The organism is Alistipes provencensis, assembly GCF_900083545.1.
Classification (GTDB): Bacteria; Bacteroidota; Bacteroidia; order Bacteroidales; family Rikenellaceae; genus Alistipes; species Alistipes provencensis.
The window spans coordinates 1,279,782-1,296,553 of record NZ_LT559262.1; the positions used below are offsets into that span (position 1 = coordinate 1,279,782).

The following is a 16,772-nucleotide window of genomic DNA, read 5'->3' on the forward strand; positions in this document are numbered from 1 at the left end:
CCTCTCTTTACGGAAGACGCCGGAAGTAACTCGTTATGTTACCGTGTTTTATCTCTTCATGATCAGTACGCGGTTGCCGTCTATGCGATAGCGGATCGACATCAGTGAGGACATTACCTCCATGAGGTCTTCCAGCGGCTCGTGGCAGACGACGAGCGACAGCCGTTTTTCAGGCGAGATGTTCGCCGAGAGGGATATTTCGATATTGTACCTTCGTTCGAGATTCGTGATGATGTCCCGGAGCGGCGTGTTGTCGAAGATCAGACGCGGCGAGAACCACTGGCTGTAGTTCCGGGCGTCGACCTTTTCGACGAAGGCGCGTTTCGAGCGGCGGTCGAGTGCGAATTTCTCGTCGGGGCGCAGCAGCACGGGCTTGCGGAGGTGTTCGCCGGAGATTTTTACCGAGCCGGTCTTGAGCACGACCTCCTCGCTCGATCCGAACGAATAGCTCATGGCGTCGAACGAGGTGCCGAGCACTTCGACCTTGAGGTCGTTCATGCTGACGCGGAACGGCCGCAATGAGTCTTTCCGGACTTCGAAGAACGCCTCGCCCGAGAGGGCCACGTCACGCGTTTTGCCCGAGAATTCCGCATTGTATTTCAACTGGCTTTCGCCGTTGAGCCACACCTTCGTTCCGTCGGGCAGGGTGAACTCCCCGACATGTCCCTTGGCCGTCAGCAACGTGACTTCCTCCACGGGGCGGAGCATCTGCGTGGCGGAGAAATAGCCTCCGAGGAATACCAGCACCACGGCAGCGGCCATGCCTGCATAGCGCAGGACGCGACGGGGTAGCGTGCGGACCCGGCTCGCACGGAGCGATGCCCGGAGGCGTTCGAGCCCCTTGCGGTCCTCCTCTTCCGAGACGGGTGCGGTATGCGTGTTCCATATCTCCCACAGGATCTCGTCGATCTCGGGTTCCTGCTCCCGGGCCAGCATCCAGCGTTCGAACTGAAGCCGGATATCTTCGGGAGTGTCCGGGTGGCGGAATAGGTAGTCGATAATGCGCTTGCGCTCCGTTTTGCTCATCGTGTGCCGGTTTTAGGGAAGGTATCCGCTGCGGTTACTGTGCTTTCTGGGTCAAGGTGTAGGTTTCCGAGTAGGTCCCGGCATTGAAAACGACGCTGCCGGTGCGCGGAGAGCCCGTGTCGTTGGCTCCGAAGCTGAGGTGGACGGCGAAAATACCCTTTTCGCCTCCCGAGAGAGGTTCGATCGTGACCCAGTCGTCACCCGACGCCTCCCATGCGCAGGTGGTGAAGATCGTCACGGATTGCGTGCCGGCGCCGGCTTCCACGGTCGCCGACGTGCTGTACATATAGAGGCTGTCGGGTGCGGCCGGATCGTCGTCCTTGCAACTGCCCGCCAGACATGCGCATAACAGGAACGCAATGAATAGTAGCTGTTTTTTCATCTTCAGTTTTTAAAGTTAAAAGGTTGTTTTCGGACCGGTTCCATTAATAAGACAACTGACCGGCGGTTATTGCCAGTCAGTTCGTACAATTTTTTTTATTTTTCCGGTGATCTGTTAAAAAGCAGTGAAAAAAGATGAAAAGATTTTTGATTTATTCGCTTTAAATCTATATTTGCACCAGCCGACCATGGACAGTGACGAACATATCATCCTGAAAAAATTGAGGGACGGGGACTCTGAAGCATTGGATATCCTCTACCTGCGCTATGCCTCCAAAGTCCGCGATTTCGCTTTCCGGCTTCTCAAGGACAGTACTGATGCCGAGGATGTTACACATGATATTTTCCTCAAGATCTGGGAGCAGCGCCGGGATATGGGGAAGATACTTTCGTTCCGGGGCTATCTGTTCCGCATGACGCGCAATGCCATTTTCAATGCCTTCAAGTACCGGCAGGTCCGGTACAAGTACCAGACGCAGGTCGGGACCGGGGAGAATCCGCTTGTTCCCGAAACCGAAAATCGGGTGTCGACGGACGATCTGCTGGAGATGATCGACGTGGCCGTCCGCAACATGCCCGAGCAGCGGCGCCGGGTTTTCTGCATGAGCCGTTATGAGAACATGTCCTACAACGACATTGCCGAGGCGCTCAATATCAGTCCCAAGACCGTGCAATACCATATTTCCGGGGCGCTGGCCGAATTGCGCAAGCTCCTTTCGGCGATGGTCTTCTTCGTGTAGCCGATCCGGGCGTAAATAAAAAGGGCGGGGTTGATCCCCGCCCTTTTTTCGATTTTGCACTGATTACCGGTTCAGCACCGGCTTGATGTCCTTGATGCGGAGCTGGGTGGTCACCATGCCCCGGTAGTGGTTCTCGACGATCTGGTAGCAGACGTCGACCGGACGTCCTGAGCGCACCCATTCGTAATGCGTGGGTTGCTGGAAGGCGATGGCCTGAATCTTCGTATTGGGCTTCTGGCGCTGCATCAGGTCCATGCGCAGGTGTTCGCACTCCACGCCGACGAGCTTGGCGTCGCCGTGGTTGCTCACGCCGCATGTGGCGAAGACCGGAGCCGTGTTGCCCGGTCCGAACGGCTGGAAACGGTTCAGGTCCTTGCGGAACGTCGGCGTGATGTCCGAGAACAGCAGTTCGCTGTCGATGTCCACCTGCGGCACGAGCATCTGCGGGTCGATGTTCTCCTCGACATAGGCGTTGAACCGCCGGGTGAACTCCTCGACATTTTCCGGACGCATCGTCAGACCCGCGGCGTACATGTGTCCGCCGAAGTTTTCCAGCAGGTCCGAACACGATTCGACGGCCTGATACAGGTCGAATCCCGGTACCGAACGCGCCGAGCCGGTCACAAATCCGTTGCTCATCGTCAGCACCACCGTCGGGCGGTAGTAGGTCTCGATCAGGCGCGAGGCCACGATCCCCACGATGCCCTTCATCCAGCGCGGGTTGTAGATCACCGTGCTCTTCAGGGCCTTCATCGCGGGGTTGCGCTCGATGAAATCGTGCGCCTCCTGCGTGACGGAGCGGTCGATCGACTTGCGGTCCTGATTGTAGGCGTCGATCACGCTGCCGAACTCCTCGGCGATCGACTCGTTACCCTCGATCAGCAGTTCGACGGCGGCATGGCCGCCCGAAGGCGACGCGTTCTCGTCGTTCTCGTCCATCCGCATCCGGCCGGCGGCGTTGATGCGCGGCCCGATTTTGAAGACGATGTCGTCGATGGTGATGTTGTGCTTGTCCAGCCCGCAGATCTTGATGATCGACAGCAGGCCCTTCGATGGTTCGCGGTTGAGGTATTTCAGCCCGAAATAGGCCAGAATACGGTTCTCGCCCACCAGCGGCACGATGTCCGAAGCGATCGACACGACCAGCAGGTCCAGCAGCGGCACGATCTGCTCGAAGGGAATGCGGTTTTTCTGTGCATAGGCCTGCACGAGCTTGAATCCCACGCCGCAACCCGACAGTTCGTCGAACGGGTAGGAACAATCGACCCGCTTGGGGTCCAGAACGGCTACGGCCTTGGGAATCTCCTCGGCCGGGAGGTGGTGGTCGCAGATAATGAAATCCACGCCTTTCGTTTTCGCATAGACAACCTTTTCCGTGGCTTTGATGCCGCAGTCGAGGGCAATGATAAGCCCCACGCCCTTACGGGCTGCGAGGTCGATACCTTTGATCGAAATACCGTAACCTTCGGTATAACGGTCGGGGATGTAGAACATCAGGTTCTTGTGCCCGATCTGGCGCAGGAATTTGTAAACCAACGCGACGGCCGTGCAGCCGTCCACATCGTAGTCGCCGTAAACCATGATCTTCTCATTGTTCGCGACGGCCCGTTCGACCCGTTCGACCGCCTTCTCCATGTCCTTCATCAGGAACGGATCGTGCAGGTCGGCGAGGTTCGGTTTAAAGAACTTCTCCGCCTTCTCTACAGTGTCTATGCCTCTTTGTACGAGCAGATTGGCCAGCACGGGCGAGATCCGCAGAGCGGCAGCCAACATGGCCGCCGTCGCGGGGTCGCCTTGTGGCTTCACTACCCAGCGTTTTTCTATAGGCATACGAATTGTTATTTATATATTTTAACATTACTTTCTAATTACCGTTATTGCGTCTTCATATCGTTTCGGCGCTGTCCGCCGCTGTTTTCGCGGCCTGTGGCCGCGTTTACAACCCGGCTAAGAGCCGGGATTCGGAGGCGGTGTAAAATAACAACGCGCTGACCCGGTTCTGCGCTCCCATTTCTAAAAGCCGTTTTTTAAACGGCTCTCGGGGAGGGAGATGGCGTACTCTTTTTACGGCTGCGCGGTTTAAAGGGCTGTTGCGATTTCGCATTGTAGCACCTTGCCCAATATCTCGATAACCGCCCGCTTTACCTCCTGTATCGGCGGCTGCAATCCCGTTTCCGACGCAATCGAGGTGACGCCCCGGTCGGTAAATCCGCAGGGGTTGATGCGCGTGAACCACCCGAGGTCGGTCGAGACGTTCAGCGCGAACCCGTGCATGGTAATAAAACGCGACGAGCGTACGCCTATTGCGCAGATCTTGCGAGGACGCCTGCCTCCGGGGTCGATCCAGACACCCGAAGCCCCGGCGACGCGTCCCGCCGTGATGCCGTAGCGGGCCACCGTGCGGATCACCGCCTCCTCCAGCGCTTCGATGTACTCCCTCAGCCCGATGCCGATGCGCTCCAGATCGAGGATCGGATAGCAGACCAACTGCCCGGGCCCGTGGAAGGTGATGTCGCCGCCGCGGTCGATGTGAAAGAACTGTGCGCCCATCCCTTCGAGCGCCTCGCGGGTCACGAGCAGGTTTTCCGTATGCCCGCTTTTGCCCAGCGTGTAGACCGGAGGATGCTCCACCAGCAGGATCGTGCCCGCATCGTCCGGATCGCTTCCGGCGCCCGGGACGGGATGTGAACCTGCTCTTTTCCGGGCGATCAGCGCGTCGAACAGCGACTGCTGCAAATCCCAGCAGTCCTTGTAGTCCATCGCTCCGAGGTCCCGGCAGGAGACTTTCATCGTTACAAACTTTTTACACTTTGCAGGGCCTCCTCAGCCATGTACGACGAGCGGACCAGCGGTGCGCTCGCACAGTAGCTGAAGCCCATTTCCAGCGCTCTGAGCCTGTACCATTCGAATTTTTCGGGAGTGATATACGCCGCAACGGGGTAGTGCTCCAGAGTAGGCCGAAGGTACTGACCGAGTGTCACAATCCGCACGCCCGCTTCGCGCAGGTCGTGCAGGGTTTGCAAAACTTCATCATCGCTCTCGCCAAGTCCGACCATCAGTCCGCTCTTCGTTACGACGCCCTGATCGCTCAGGTAACGCAGGGTCTCCAGACTCGTGTGGTACTTGGCTCTGGAGCGCACCACGGGGGTCAGTCGCTCGACGGTTTCGATGTTGTGCCCGATGATACCGGGCTTCGACGCAATGACCACGTCCAAGAGGTCGGGCCGTGCGTCCAAATCGGGAATAAGGAGCTCAATTACGGCGTCGCTGTTCTGTGACCGGATGGCCTCCACGGTTGCGGCCCAGTGCCGGGCCCCGCCGTCGGGGAGGTCGTCGCGGGTCACGGAAGTGACGACGACATACCTCAGTTTCATCAGGGCGACGCTTTCGGCCACCTTCCGGGGCTCTTCGGCGTCGGGGGCAAGGGGATGTCCGGTCTTGGTTGCGCAGAAACGGCAACCCCGGGTACAGATGTCTCCCAGAATCATGAAGGTTGCGGTTCTCCGGCTCCAGCACTCGGCCTGATTGGGACACATGCCGCTGCTGCAAATCGTGTGCAGGTTATGCTTTTCGACGATGTGCCGCACTTCGGACCATTCGGGGGTGCGGTGGAGACGGATCTTCAGCCATCCGGGTTTTTTCAGTACATCTACCTTGTCATAAAACTTCGGCATTTAAGTTCATTATTTTCCAATTGATGCAAAAATAATAAAAAATAATTGAAAAACCCCGTGAAACGCCCAATTATTGTTCCGATGCGCGGCCGGATATGCCCGAGGGGATGCGGATTTTTTTGGAGGGAGCCGAAATTTGCCGTATATTTGTCCCCGCAACGGTTCTCTCCGGCGCAGTCCGGGCCGTTCGCATTTTTACGACTATGTGATTCTACCTCTGCATCATTCGCACATTTGAAAATCGGCAGTCTGTCGAAGACCGCATCGACGGGGATTTTATGCCCTGTTGCGTTCTTTGATTCACTTCGGCAGGCTCCGGTGTTTGTCTAATTTCAAAATGTGCTTTTATGAAAACAATGCAAACCAGCAAGGCGAACTACCGCCTTGCAGCCCGCCTGCGCGGAAACGAATTCTGGTTAGCTTCGGATCTCCGCAAAGCGATCGAGGACGAACATCTGCAGGCAGTCCGCCGGACGGAGGGACTGCGTTGCCGAGCCGACCTGCGCGCTTTCGCCGAGAGCGTGGAGTGGGAGCGCTTCGGCGATTTCTTCCTCCGCATCGGGTCGCGGCCGTCGGCTGTGCGGGCCTATCGGGAGGCGGCGCTCGCCTGTCTCGACGGCGACTATTACGACCACGGGACCGAGATGCTCCCCTGCCGCTTCCTGCGGCTCCGCTATCTGCGGATGGCCGAGACGGCGGCGGCCTGCTGCGGCAGCGATGCGCGGCTGCGCCCGCTGCTTGCAGACGACTCCCTGTTCCGGGAAGAATACCTCCGCTTCGCGCCCGTCTAAGAGACGGGTTTTAAGGTGCGGGCGTGCTGTCCCGTCGCTAATCACCCGGTTCTGCGCCCGCCCGTCTAAGAGACGGGTTTTAGGGTGCGGGCGTGCTGTCCCGTCGCTAATCACCCGGTTCTGCGCCATGCACAGCAAAGAGCTGGGTTTTGGGGCGTGGGGGCAATGTTCTGCTGCTATCCGTCCACTTCTGCCCCCCCCCTCAATTAGAAAAGAGGTCGGACACCTGCCGGTATCGGACCTCTCTGGTTAGGTTAGTTAGGTTAATGAGAGTGGGAGAATCCCACGTTTGTTACACAAAGGTAAAACGAAATTTACGAAAAACCAAATGTTTTGTAACATTTTCCTAAAACCTGACGCTATTTTGTTAATAGATTATAATTAAAATTTTTAAAATACCCCCGAATTTATAAGTTTTTGATTAAAGCGCTTCGCGCATCTCCACGGCCTCCGGAGCGTCCTGCAACGCGGGCTGTTCGGCCGTCAGCGACGAAATGTGGCGGTGACGGTAGGTGGCGGGCGTCATCTGGTACTCCTTCTTGAAGAGCTTGATGAAATGCGACGTGTTGGGGAAGGTGCACTCGTTGCCGATTTCCGAGATGGATTTCGACGTGGAGATGAGCAGCAGGCGCGAGTGCATGAGCCGCTGGCGGATGTACCATTTGTGGGGCGGCATCTGGAAATGGCGGCGGAATTCCTTCTTGAACGAGGTCAGCGAACGGTTGGTGAGCTTCGAAAGCTCCTCGATCGATATGTCCTTGAAGATGTGGTCGTAAACGATCTGTTCGAAGTTCTCCTTCGCAGAGTCGACGTTGCTGAGCAGCTTGCTCTTGATGCAGCAATCCTCGTGCGAGGCGAGCAGGTAGATCAACTCGGTCATCTTGATGTTCTCGGCCGTCTCGTCGTGACGGAAGTCCTCATCGCGCAGATAGTTGTTGGTGTTGATGAAAAAGTTGCGCAGCGAGTTCCAGGCAGGCGCGGCCACATGCGACCGGTTACGGCAGTTTTCGCACGAATGTTCGTTCGAAATGTTCAGGCCGTAGGTGATGTTCAGGTGCATGAGGATACGTTGCAGGTCGTCCGGCGTGTAATAAAAGAGCACCTGCTCGAAAGGCTGCCCGCCTTCGGGGAAGTTTTCGATGTAGTGGTGCCCGATGCCCAAGTAAAATACGTCGCCGCGCGAAAGTGTCTGACGCTTATCGCCGTCGTAGATGTACTTCGTGCCGCGGAGGATGTACCCGATGGCATAACGTGAAAGAGCCTGCGATTGGATTCCGTTGTGAAGCGCCTCTACATACTTCACGATCATCGGCTGCTGCACCGATGAAGTCAATGAATTCTTCATAGTAATTGTAATTTAAGTTTTTCTGAACAAAGCGTTGCGTCACTCGTGTTCGTTCTCAAATATACAATTAATACTTTTTAATCTACTATAAAAAATAGCACATTTGGACACAAATACCCAAATAGGACTGTTTATGCTATAGTTTGAGCTAAATAGAATATTGTAAAACTGTGCCGACTATTGCAGAGGCGAGCAATAGCAGGTAGAGAAGAAGGGCGATGCTCCGGTGAATTCTTACGAACATGAAGGGTAATAACATGGCCGAAGGCACAGCTGCGAAAGCCACGGCACCCGGGGTCGCGGCAGGTCCGCACAGCACGGCGGCGGTCAGGACGAGAACGCTTATATTATATATAAGTATCGTCCGGGATTTGGTCCCGACAGCGTAGATGTCCGAAAGGAAAAAGAGCAGGGCCAGCAGGTCGAGGACGAAAATGCCGCCCAGCAGGATGAGGTTCCGGAAGGGGATTGCGGTGAACAGCATGAGGGGCTTTCCGGCGATGAATGCGTTGCCCAGCGCCGTAAGCGGAGCCGGGAAATCGCCTCCGGCGCCCCAGTTGATGTAGCAGATTATAAAGGCCGGGAGCAGCAGTCCGGCAGCGGCTACGGTGACTTCGCGCAGCGTGCGCCGGAAAAGCAGCACGGCCAGCGGCATCATCAGGAGCAGCGGCAGTGCGGCGGTGTTGACGAAGGGCAGCAGTCCGAGGTAGAGCGACGCCCGGAAGATGGCGTCGAAGCCGTATCCGTTGCAGAACGAACGAGCGAAATTCTTGATCGAGAGGGCCAGCAGAGCCGATGCGGTGAATACCGGCAGGTAGTCGTCCCCGACAGCGAGGCCGCATACGATGGCCCCGAAGAGCGGAATGGCGAGGCAGGTGCCGACCGAGTAAAGGTTGTAACGAATGGTCATCCGACCGGCGCACATGCCCGTGAAGATAATCAGCAGTCCGGCGATCCAGCGCGCCCATACGGGATGTGCGGTCTGGAATTGCAGCAGCAGTTCCCCGGGGGACGCCGTAGTCAGGGCCCCTTCGGGCAGTATGGCTGCGCTGCCGGCCAGCGCCGGGTCGCAGCCACGTCCGGCCGCGCCCCACATCGCGGGCCGCGCCCCACATCGCGGCGACGGCGAGTGCGGCGAGGGTCAGAAAAGCCGGGACGAGCGGCTGCCGGGCGATGTCGAATTTCATATCGGGAATTTTCCTTGTCGCAAAATTAGCGAAAAAAGCCGGAATATTATGTAACTTTGCTTCGATGTTGGAAAACCAGTACCAATACGAGCTCCGGGAGGCCGGATGCGACGAGGCCGGGCGGGGATGTCTGGCCGGACCGGTGTTTGCTGCGGCGGTGATCCTGCCGCCCGATTTTCACGACCCGTTGCTCAACGACTCGAAGCAGATGACCGAACGCAACCGCGACAAGCTGCGGTCGATCATCGAGCGTGAGGCTGTGGCATGGGCCGTCGAGGCCGTTTCTGCGGCCCGGATCGACGAGATCAACATCCTGAACGCCTCGTTCGAGGGGATGTCGCTGGCCGCGGCGCGGCTCGATCCTGCGCCGGGATTTCTGGCTATCGACGGCAACAGGTTCCGGACGCGGCTCGAAATTCCATACCGCTGCATCGTCAAGGGCGACGGGAAATATGCCGACATTGCCGCCGCTTCGGTCCTTGCCAAGACCCATCGTGACGAGTATATGCTCCATCTGGCGGAGGAGTTCCCCCAATACGGCTGGACCAAGAATAAGGGTTATCCGACGCGTGAACATCGGCTGGCGATTCGTGAATACGGACTTACGCCTCACCACCGGCTGACGTTCAACCACGAGATCGATCAGTTGGAATTTCAGTTTTAAAACAAAAAGAGCAGGCTTTGAAGCCTGCTCTTTTTCAAATGATTCTTCGGATTAATATCCCAGCGACTTGGAGGCCGCATAGGATATCTTCAGGGCATTGGCCCGGCGAAGCTCCTGCTTCACGTCGGTCACGATACCCATCTTGGTAGCTTGGTCGGCCTTGAGGCAGATGGTCATCGAGGCACGGTCGGCCTCGTTGAGCTTATCGCGTTCTGCGGCGACGAAGTCCAAGATATCCCGGGTCGATTTGTAAGAGTCGTTCAACTGGATGCGCGGCGCGGTACCGAACTTTGCCTGCATCGTCATCGACGGAGGACCGATGTGGATGAAACTTACGAGCGATTTCTTCTCGAGTTTCTGTACCTCGGTGGCCTCCGGGAGTTTGTATCTTACCAGCAGTTCCTGATCGCGCATAGTCGTCGAGACCATAAAGAAGAAGAGGATCATGAAGATCACGTCAGGAAGCGATGCGGTCGAGATGGGGGGCAGACCTTTGCTGCCCTTCTTTTTCATTACTGCCATGGCTTACTTCTTTATGTTACGCGGTTCCGCCTCCGAAATCTTCAGAGGAACTGCCTTGGAGATTACATTGCGCTGCTCTTCGGGAAGATCCGAGAACTTGGCGCCGAATTTACGCAGTGCCACTTCATCACGCACCTCGTTGAAAGCGCGCGTGAGTTCGTTCTGCACCATGATGTAGGACTGGTAGCCCGTGTCGCGGGTCGTTTGCAGCGAAACGACGCCCTCGCTCACGGGATAGACCCACTTGCTGCCGTCGGGAAGATCGATCTCCCTGTTCACCTTTTCGGGAAGGTTTTCGTCGTCCAGCGGGTTAACGATGAACTCCTTGGTCCTCTCCGTAAGCTGATGCAGATCGATCGCCTCCTGCTTGCCCGAAGCTCCTGCCATGATGTCGCCCCTGCCGTTGATGAACACAAGGAAGAGGTTGCGTTCCTTGACCTTGATGTCCTCCTGTTTCTGATCTTCAGGAGGCATCGGCGGAAGCATACGCACCAGACCTGTGTCCGTGTTCATGGTAGTGGCGACCAGGAAGAAAATGAGCAGCAGGAAAGCGATGTCGGCCATTGAACCGGCATTGATCTCCTGTATTTGTCTTTTATTTCCTGCCATTTTCGTTTATTATTTAAAGGCGCCGTAAATTTCGGTAACTACGGCCGTCAGGAATGCTGCAACCATTGCAACATAGGTTACGAGAATGCTGGTTTCGGTAAGCACGGTCTCTCCGGCTCCGAAGAAGCCGCCGTTGGCCAGGTCGGGAATGTTGATCGAATGTCCTGCGGAGATGAAATAGGCCGCACCTACGATTACGATCATCAGGGCAAGGGACAGGATGGTCCCCTTGATGCCCGCCGGGTTTTGAATCATTCCGAAGACGGCGCAGAAAATGGCTGCGGCGACGGCAAACACGACGAGGAAGTACCCCCAGATCAAGTTAATGCCGATCGCAGCATCCGAGCCGCCGGTAGCTATCGCGTATACCAGAAGTACCGCCGTGATAGCCAGCAGAATGCCCAGCAATATGTTCAATATCTTTTTCATAAATGCTTTTGACTTTTTATCAGCGTTGGATTATTTCTTGTTGTAAGCCGTCAGGATATCCATCAGCGTGATGGACGAATCCTCCATATCGTTCACCAAAGAGTCGATCTTCGAAACGATATAGTTGTAGAACAACTGAAGAATAACCGCAGCGATAAGACCCATGAGGGTCGTCAGAAGGGCGACCTTGATACCACCGGCAACGAGCGTCGGGCTGATATCACCGGCTGCCTGAATCTGGTCGAATGCTTGGATCATACCTACTACGGTACCCATAAATCCCAACATAGGCGAAAGGGCGATGAACAGGCCGATCCACGTCAGACCCGACTCCATCTGGCCGGTTTGAACCGAACCGTAGGAAACGACAGCCTTCTCGACCGAATCCAGTCCCTGGTCGTAACGATCCAGCCCCTGGTAGTAGATCGAAGCGATCGGGCCGCGGGTGTTGCGGCAAACTTCCTTGGCAGCCTCGATGCCGCCGTTCTTCAGGGCTTCTTCAACCTTGACGATGAGTTTCTTCGAGTTGATTGTCGAAAGCGACAGATAGAGGATACGCTCGATAGCCACAGCCAGACCGATCACGAGGAACACCAGAATCGGGAGCATCCATGCCCAGCCGCCCTCGAGGAACTTCTGCATCATGACGTGGTGCAGGCTGTCGCCGGCGATCTGAGTTTCGGCAACAACCGTTTCGGTTGCGGCAGCAGCATCCTGCGCGAACGCACTAACGGTACCCAGTACGGACAGGGCAGCCGACGGAATCAAAAAAAGTTTTTTCATAGTTGTGTTAGATAAAATAAATTTGATTAGTTGAATTTTTATTTGTTTTGAGTCTTTTGGTTTCCTCCTTTCCCGGTGGTTCGGTTTCTTTCCGGGCGCTTATTTTTTCACTAAAATAGTTATTTTTTTTGTCTTTAGCGGCTGCTCCGGGGGCCTTTTGTAATTTTAAACGCCGCCGGAGAGTCATTTTCACGCACATAACCGAATCCCGGACAATTCACCCCGAATTCGCTCAATCGTTTGTGGTTCAATCGCTTTGCCTGTCTTTTGCCCCCTTTGCCGCCCGGTATTCCCTGCGGAAAGGGTACATTAGCAGTGCGAAATATAGAAAAAAAAATTGTTCCGTGCAATGCCTTAGGCCGTAAATTCTCCGCGCAGGGGCTTCCGGAGCAGTGCGCGCGTCGCGTCGTCGGAGAGCCCCAGCCCGAGCACATACATCAGTTTGGTGACGGCGGCTTCGGTGGTCATGTCATAGCCGCACAGGACGCCGGTTTTCTGGAGCTTCAGGCCGGTTTCGTAGAGTTCCATCGAGACCCGTCCGCCGCCGCACTGCGTGATGTTGAGGATGATGATTCCGCGATCGACGGCCTCCTTCACGACCCGGATGAACCACTCGGAGGTGGGGGCGTTGCCGGCGCCGTAGGTCTCGAGCACCACGGCCCGCAGTCCGGGGGCCGCGAGCATGGCCCGCAGGATCTCCTCGCCCATTCCCGGGAAGAGTTTGATAAGTTCGATGCCCCCGGAGAGCTTCGTGGCGATGCGCAGTTCCGGAGAGGTCTCGGCGGGTTGCAGGATCGCCGGCAGGTTGTAGGCGATGTTGACCCCGACCTCGGCCAGCGGCGGGTAGTTGTACGACCGGAAGGCGCTCAGGGCTTCGGCGCTGCGCTTGGTGGTGCGGTTGGCGCGGAAGAGCCGGTTCTGGAAGTAGAGTGACACTTCGGGGACCTCGGGACGGCCGTCGAGGTGGGCCCCGGCGATCTCGATGGCCGTGATGAGGTTCTCGCGCCCGTCGGTGCGCAGCACGCCGATCGGGATCTGGCTGCCGGTGAAAACCACCGGTTTGCTGAGGTTTTCGAGCATGAAACTCAATGCCGACGCCGTGTAGGACATGGTGTCGGTGCCGTGCAGCACCACGAAGCCGTCGTAACGGGCGTAGTTGTCGCGGATGAGTTCGGCCAAGGCGATCCAGTGGCCCGGCTCGACGTTCGACGAGTCGATCACGGGTGACACGGTGTGCACGTCGATGTCGACGTTGAGACGCTTCAGCGAGGGAAATTCGTCGTAAATGGCGCTGAAATCGAAGGGTACCAGCGCCCCGGTGACGGCATCGGTCTTCATGCCGATGGTTCCGCCCGTGTAGATGATGAGGATGGATGAACGCATAGGGTCAGATTCCTTTGAAAATTCGTTTTGCATTTTCGGTCGTTGCGGCGGCGACCTCCGCGGGTGTCAGCCCCTTGAGTTCGGCGACTTTTTCGCAGACATAGTGCACATAGGCCGATTCGTTGCGCTCGCCCCGGTGGGGTGCGGGCGTCAGGTAGGGACAGTCGGTTTCGAGAACGATGTCCCGCAGCTCCATTTCGCGCACGACCTCGGCCAGTCTGCTCTTTTTGAAGGTCACTACGCCCCCGATACCGAAGACGAAATCGCCCAGTTGTTTCAGTTCGCGGTAGGTTTCGATCCCGTCCGAATAGGCGTGGAAGACACCCCGGACACCCCGGCCGTGGAATTCGCGCATGAGGGCCGCGGTCTCGGGCCACGCATCGCGCGTATGCACGGCGATCGGCAGTCCGTATTGCAGTGCGAGTTCGATCTGGCGGCGGAAAACCTCGGTCTGCTCCGCATGAAAATCGCGGCTCCAATAGAGGTCGAGCCCGATCTCACCCACGGCGCAGAACCCGGCGATCCCCCCGGGCGGGGTTTGCAGGTATGTTTCGACCAGCGCCAGCTCCTCGCGCCAGCGGGGGTTGTCGTTGACCGAGGTGGGGTGCAGGCCCATCATCGGGATACACCGCTGCGGGTGGCTGCGGCAAAGCCCGAACAGTCTTTCGTGGCTTTCGGAGTCGATGGCCGGGAGCAGTAACAGCCCGACGCCCTCGGCTGCGGCGCGGGCCAAAGCCTCGTCGCGGTCGGCGTCGAACGCCTCGTCGTAAAGGTGTGAATGGGTATCGATCAGTTTCATAGCTTCATGTATCGGTTGCCGGGCAACTGGCGCACGGCGCCGGCCAGTTCCAGCCCCACGAGCAGCGTCGCCAGTTCGCCGGAGTTCAGCCCGCTCAACTCCCCGAGCGTCTCGACCGACAGCGGGTCGTCGGTGCGGAAACAACCGAGCAGTCCCGCTTCGTCGGGCGTGAGCTCCGGTGTCGAAGGCTTCGCCCGCAGTGTCGCGGGATTCTCTCCGAGGTCCCACATCAGTTCGCGGATCACGTCGTCGGCCGTCAGCACCAACTGCGCCTTGCGGTTGCGGATCAGGTGGTTCGTTCCGGCCGATGCCCGGTCGGTAATGCGCCCCGGAACGGCCATCACCGTCCGGTTGTAAGCGTCGGCACAGTGGGCCGTGTAGAGCGAACCGCCCGTGTCGGCTGATTCGACGACGATACATCCGGCGCTCAGTCCCGCGATGATGCGGTTGCGTGCGAGGTAGAAATTGCCGTTCTGCTTCGACTGCGAGTGCAGTTCCGTGACCAGCGCACCTCCGTGGGCGAGGATGTCGCGCGCCACGTCCGTATGCTGTGCTGGCGTTACGCCGGGCAGCGGATTGGCTACCACGGCAACGGTCGGAATCCCGGCCGCAAGCGCCGCGCGGTGTGCCGTGACGTCGATGCCGAAAGCCAGTCCGCTCACGATGCAAAGCCCCGGGATGCGTTCCGCCAGTCCTTCGACCAGCCGGTTGCAGGCTGTCTGTCCGTAAGGTGTCGCTTCGCGCGTGCCCACGACCGAGATACAGCGGGACGAGAGGGCCTCGATGCTGCCCCGGACATAGAGCACATGGGGATAGTCGGGAATTTCGCGCAGCAGCGGCGGGTATTCCGCGTCGGTCGAAGCGATGGCCGTGATGCCGTTGCGGCGGCAGTGGTCGAGCTCCTTTTCAGCGGCAGGGAATCCTTTCCGGCGGAGTATCTGCTGGGCCGCCTCGGGCCGCAACTCCGCATCGCCGACCAGTTCATCGGCCGAGGCCGCGAAGATGCTCCGCGCATCGCCGAACTGTTCCAGCAGGTGCACGGCGCCTTTCAGGCCGATGCCCGGCGTCATCTGAAGGGCAATATCCTCGATGGTCATACCGCTAAAAAAGGATTGTTTTTGAAAAGTAAAGTTAACGATTTTTAACGAATAACGTAAATTTATTTACGAAATGGCGTAAAGTTGGGTGGAAGTTTTGCAAAAATTGGAAATGTTTGTTTTTTTCTGTCGAAAGTTGAGTTGCATTTGATTGTCCGATCCCGTCGTAATGTGGTTCCACGTCAGATTACGGACATCTGAAAGTCGTAATCCCGTAAAACAACAAAATAAAAATGATCTTTTGACAACTTCGTTCCTACTGGGGGTGGCTATCAATTTTTTGAGTTCCGATTCGGTCAGGTACTCTTTGTGAGATTGTACTGTCGTCGGGGAATCCACCGATTTGGTCGGATCATGGGCCAACAATTCATCTTTGATTGCCTGATGAATAATCATTTTCAACGAGGCAAAAATATTGTGTTGAGTCGATTGTTTGAGGGTTCGTTTCTGTCTGCCGGAATTTGCCGATATTGCAGAAGACAAATATCGGACGAATCCGTTCAGGTACTTGACATCTACATCTTTCAACAGAATTCGATCACCCTTGTATTTTTTCAGGTGGTATATCAACATCCGTAGAGAACCGGGAACCCCGTTTTTGCCGATCTTCTGTTTGTTATTACTGACCTGTTCGATGTATTGTATCAAATTGACATCGGGTTTTTTGCTGGTGAACCCGTGTAGATCATTGAAGAACTCGACGGTTCTTTGGGATTTGATTGCATTTGCCAACCGGAGGGTTTCCTCGTTTTTAAGTCGGTCGGATTTTGTTCGTTCGGGGACAAGATACAGATGCAAAAATTCGTATCGACGATCTCCTCTGTAATACAGATCGAGGTACAGGGACCGATTCCCACTACCGGTCGGTTTACTTCGCAATTTTATGATTCCATTATTTGTCATATTTTATTTTTAATATTTACATATTATATGAGGGAAATAATGAATCGATTAAATTTGTCCGGATTTTTTTTATTTGGATTTTCGGAGTTTTTTTCGTATATTATAAAGTAACAACGGGGTAACAAATCAAGACCAGCAAACAGTCGTGTAAAACAGTTATTCACAGACTCCGGATTATATTTCTGACAAATGGAATGAATTGACTGCCATTTGCTGCCGTTCAATGATTTTGTATGTTTTATTAATTTCTTTTTGGTGGTCAATAGTTTTTTTGTATATTTGCACTCCCGATGCGTTTGGAAATGGCCTCGAATACTTTCGGGTCAGGGAAAGCGAATATAATTTGGGAAAAGGGTCTGATGGCCGAGTGGCTAGGCAAAGGTCTGCAAAACCTTGTACAGCGGTTCGAATCCGCTTCAGACCTCAATTTTAAAGAAAA

General features: G+C 56.1%; 18 protein-coding genes, 1 tRNA gene and 1 pseudogene. 4 read left to right on the forward strand and 16 right to left on the reverse strand.

Features of this window, described 5'->3' with window-relative positions; genetic code table 11:
• Positions 1 to 48 precede the first annotated feature (48 nt).
• Positions 49 to 1,026 carry a FecR family protein gene (locus tag BN5935_RS05060; RefSeq protein WP_064975161.1) on the reverse strand — a complete coding sequence of 326 codons (978 nt, stop codon included), beginning with the start codon at positions 1,024 to 1,026 and terminating at the stop codon, positions 49 to 51.
• Between the two features lie 34 nt (positions 1,027 to 1,060).
• Positions 1,061 to 1,408, reverse strand: a complete 348-nt coding sequence (locus BN5935_RS05065; RefSeq protein WP_064975162.1) for a BACON domain-containing protein — start codon at positions 1,406 to 1,408, stop codon at positions 1,061 to 1,063.
• Between the two features lie 187 nt (positions 1,409 to 1,595).
• Here BN5935_RS05065 and BN5935_RS05070 point away from each other — a divergent pair, with 187 nt between their 5' ends.
• A complete protein-coding gene (locus BN5935_RS05070; protein WP_064976842.1) occupies positions 1,596 to 2,147 on the forward strand; it encodes an RNA polymerase sigma-70 factor in 552 nt (183 codons plus the stop codon).
• A gap of 63 nt (positions 2,148 to 2,210) precedes the next feature.
• On the opposite strand, the gene recJ is transcribed toward BN5935_RS05070, so the two are convergent.
• From recJ to lipA, 3 genes are all read right to left on the reverse strand, one after another.
• Positions 2,211 to 3,977, reverse strand: coding sequence for a single-stranded-DNA-specific exonuclease RecJ (gene recJ, locus BN5935_RS05075; protein ID WP_204244890.1), 1,767 nt, complete (start codon positions 3,975 to 3,977; stop codon positions 2,211 to 2,213).
• A 249-nt stretch (positions 3,978 to 4,226) separates the two neighbouring features.
• Complete coding sequence (gene lipB / locus BN5935_RS05080; RefSeq protein ID WP_064975164.1) at positions 4,227 to 4,937, reverse strand: lipoyl(octanoyl) transferase LipB; 711 nt, start codon at positions 4,935 to 4,937, stop codon at positions 4,227 to 4,229.
• A gap of 2 nt (positions 4,938 to 4,939) precedes the next feature.
• Entirely contained in the window at positions 4,940 to 5,821 is an 882-nt protein-coding gene (gene lipA / locus BN5935_RS05085; RefSeq protein ID WP_064975165.1) for a lipoyl synthase, read from the reverse strand.
• A 347-nt stretch (positions 5,822 to 6,168) separates the two neighbouring features.
• On the opposite strand from lipA, the gene BN5935_RS05090 reads away from it, so the two are divergent.
• A complete protein-coding gene (locus BN5935_RS05090; RefSeq protein ID WP_235821015.1) occupies positions 6,169 to 6,612 on the forward strand; it encodes a hypothetical protein in 444 nt (147 codons plus the stop codon).
• 421 nt (positions 6,613 to 7,033) lie between these two features.
• Here the strand turns inward: BN5935_RS05090 and BN5935_RS05095 are convergent, their stop codons facing one another.
• On the reverse strand, positions 7,034 to 7,957 hold the full coding sequence (locus BN5935_RS05095) for an AraC family transcriptional regulator (RefSeq protein WP_064975167.1): 924 nt from the start codon (positions 7,955 to 7,957) through the stop codon (positions 7,034 to 7,036).
• A 148-nt stretch (positions 7,958 to 8,105) separates the two neighbouring features.
• Positions 8,106 to 9,053, reverse strand: coding sequence for a hypothetical protein (locus tag BN5935_RS05100; protein ID WP_235821016.1), 948 nt, complete (start codon positions 9,051 to 9,053; stop codon positions 8,106 to 8,108).
• Positions 9,054 to 9,208: 155 nt separating this feature from the next.
• Between BN5935_RS05100 and BN5935_RS05105 the strand changes: the two genes are divergently transcribed.
• Positions 9,209 to 9,808: a ribonuclease HII gene (locus tag BN5935_RS05105; protein ID WP_064975168.1), complete on the forward strand. Its 600-nt coding sequence runs from the start codon at positions 9,209 to 9,211 to the stop codon at positions 9,806 to 9,808.
• Between the two features lie 51 nt (positions 9,809 to 9,859).
• On the opposite strand, the gene BN5935_RS05110 is transcribed toward BN5935_RS05105, so the two are convergent.
• From BN5935_RS05110 to BN5935_RS15710, 9 genes and pseudogenes are all read right to left on the reverse strand, one after another.
• A complete protein-coding gene (locus tag BN5935_RS05110) occupies positions 9,860 to 10,330 on the reverse strand; it encodes an ExbD/TolR family protein (protein WP_064975169.1) in 471 nt (156 codons plus the stop codon).
• 3 nt (positions 10,331 to 10,333) lie between these two features.
• The gene (locus BN5935_RS05115) at positions 10,334 to 10,939 is read right to left on the reverse strand and encodes an ExbD/TolR family protein (protein WP_064975170.1); all 606 of its coding nucleotides are present in this window, start codon (positions 10,937 to 10,939) and stop codon (positions 10,334 to 10,336) included.
• Between the two features lie 9 nt (positions 10,940 to 10,948).
• Positions 10,949 to 11,368, reverse strand: coding sequence for a hypothetical protein (locus tag BN5935_RS05120; protein WP_064975171.1), 420 nt, complete (start codon positions 11,366 to 11,368; stop codon positions 10,949 to 10,951).
• Positions 11,369 to 11,398: 30 nt separating this feature from the next.
• On the reverse strand, positions 11,399 to 12,151 hold the full coding sequence (locus BN5935_RS05125; RefSeq protein ID WP_064975172.1) for a MotA/TolQ/ExbB proton channel family protein: 753 nt from the start codon (positions 12,149 to 12,151) through the stop codon (positions 11,399 to 11,401).
• A gap of 354 nt (positions 12,152 to 12,505) precedes the next feature.
• A complete protein-coding gene (locus tag BN5935_RS05130) occupies positions 12,506 to 13,534 on the reverse strand; it encodes an asparaginase (RefSeq protein WP_064975173.1) in 1,029 nt (342 codons plus the stop codon).
• Positions 13,535 to 13,538: 4 nt separating this feature from the next.
• Positions 13,539 to 14,333, reverse strand: a complete 795-nt coding sequence (locus BN5935_RS05135; RefSeq protein ID WP_064975174.1) for a TatD family hydrolase — start codon at positions 14,331 to 14,333, stop codon at positions 13,539 to 13,541.
• Positions 14,330 to 15,430 carry a DNA-processing protein DprA gene (gene dprA, locus BN5935_RS05140; protein ID WP_064975175.1) on the reverse strand — a complete coding sequence of 367 codons (1,101 nt, stop codon included), beginning with the start codon at positions 15,428 to 15,430 and terminating at the stop codon, positions 14,330 to 14,332. The genes BN5935_RS05135 and dprA overlap by 4 nt, the downstream gene beginning before the upstream one ends.
• Before the next feature lie 66 nt (positions 15,431 to 15,496).
• Entirely contained in the window at positions 15,497 to 16,078 is a 582-nt protein-coding gene (locus BN5935_RS05145) for a tyrosine-type recombinase/integrase (RefSeq protein ID WP_235821017.1), read from the reverse strand.
• Between the two features lie 63 nt (positions 16,079 to 16,141).
• Positions 16,142 to 16,333, reverse strand: a pseudogene (locus BN5935_RS15710) (Arm DNA-binding domain-containing protein); the annotation flags it as partial.
• A gap of 353 nt (positions 16,334 to 16,686) precedes the next feature.
• Here BN5935_RS15710 and BN5935_RS05150 point away from each other — a divergent pair.
• Positions 16,687 to 16,757: transfer RNA gene (locus BN5935_RS05150), tRNA-Cys, on the forward strand.
• Positions 16,758 to 16,772: the final 15 nt, after the last annotated feature.

Bases quoted from the DNA above. Each gene is read 5' to 3' on its own strand.
- BN5935_RS05060 (WP_064975161.1), bottom strand. From the start codon at position 1,026: ATGAGCAAAACGGAGCGCAAGCGCATTATCGACTACCTATTCCGCCAC.
- BN5935_RS05065 (WP_064975162.1), bottom strand. From the start codon at position 1,408: ATGAAAAAACAGCTACTATTCATTGCGTTCCTGTTATGCGCATGTCTG.
- BN5935_RS05070 (WP_064976842.1), top strand. From the start codon at position 1,596: ATGGACAGTGACGAACATATCATCCTGAAAAAATTGAGGGACGGGGAC.
- recJ (WP_204244890.1), bottom strand. From the start codon at position 3,977: ATGCCTATAGAAAAACGCTGGGTAGTGAAGCCACAAGGCGACCCCGCG.
- lipB (WP_064975164.1), bottom strand. From the start codon at position 4,937: ATGAAAGTCTCCTGCCGGGACCTCGGAGCGATGGACTACAAGGACTGC.
- lipA (WP_064975165.1), bottom strand. From the start codon at position 5,821: ATGCCGAAGTTTTATGACAAGGTAGATGTACTGAAAAAACCCGGATGG.
- BN5935_RS05090 (WP_235821015.1), top strand. From the start codon at position 6,169: ATGAAAACAATGCAAACCAGCAAGGCGAACTACCGCCTTGCAGCCCGC.
- BN5935_RS05095 (WP_064975167.1), bottom strand. From the start codon at position 7,957: ATGAAGAATTCATTGACTTCATCGGTGCAGCAGCCGATGATCGTGAAG.
- BN5935_RS05100 (WP_235821016.1), bottom strand. From the start codon at position 9,053: ATGTGGGGCGCGGCCGGACGTGGCTGCGACCCGGCGCTGGCCGGCAGC.
- BN5935_RS05105 (WP_064975168.1), top strand. From the start codon at position 9,209: ATGTTGGAAAACCAGTACCAATACGAGCTCCGGGAGGCCGGATGCGAC.
- BN5935_RS05110 (WP_064975169.1), bottom strand. From the start codon at position 10,330: ATGGCAGTAATGAAAAAGAAGGGCAGCAAAGGTCTGCCCCCCATCTCG.
- BN5935_RS05115 (WP_064975170.1), bottom strand. From the start codon at position 10,939: ATGGCAGGAAATAAAAGACAAATACAGGAGATCAATGCCGGTTCAATG.
- BN5935_RS05120 (WP_064975171.1), bottom strand. From the start codon at position 11,368: ATGAAAAAGATATTGAACATATTGCTGGGCATTCTGCTGGCTATCACG.
- BN5935_RS05125 (WP_064975172.1), bottom strand. From the start codon at position 12,151: ATGAAAAAACTTTTTTTGATTCCGTCGGCTGCCCTGTCCGTACTGGGT.
- BN5935_RS05130 (WP_064975173.1), bottom strand. From the start codon at position 13,534: ATGCGTTCATCCATCCTCATCATCTACACGGGCGGAACCATCGGCATG.
- BN5935_RS05135 (WP_064975174.1), bottom strand. From the start codon at position 14,333: ATGAAACTGATCGATACCCATTCACACCTTTACGACGAGGCGTTCGAC.
- dprA (WP_064975175.1), bottom strand. From the start codon at position 15,430: ATGACCATCGAGGATATTGCCCTTCAGATGACGCCGGGCATCGGCCTG.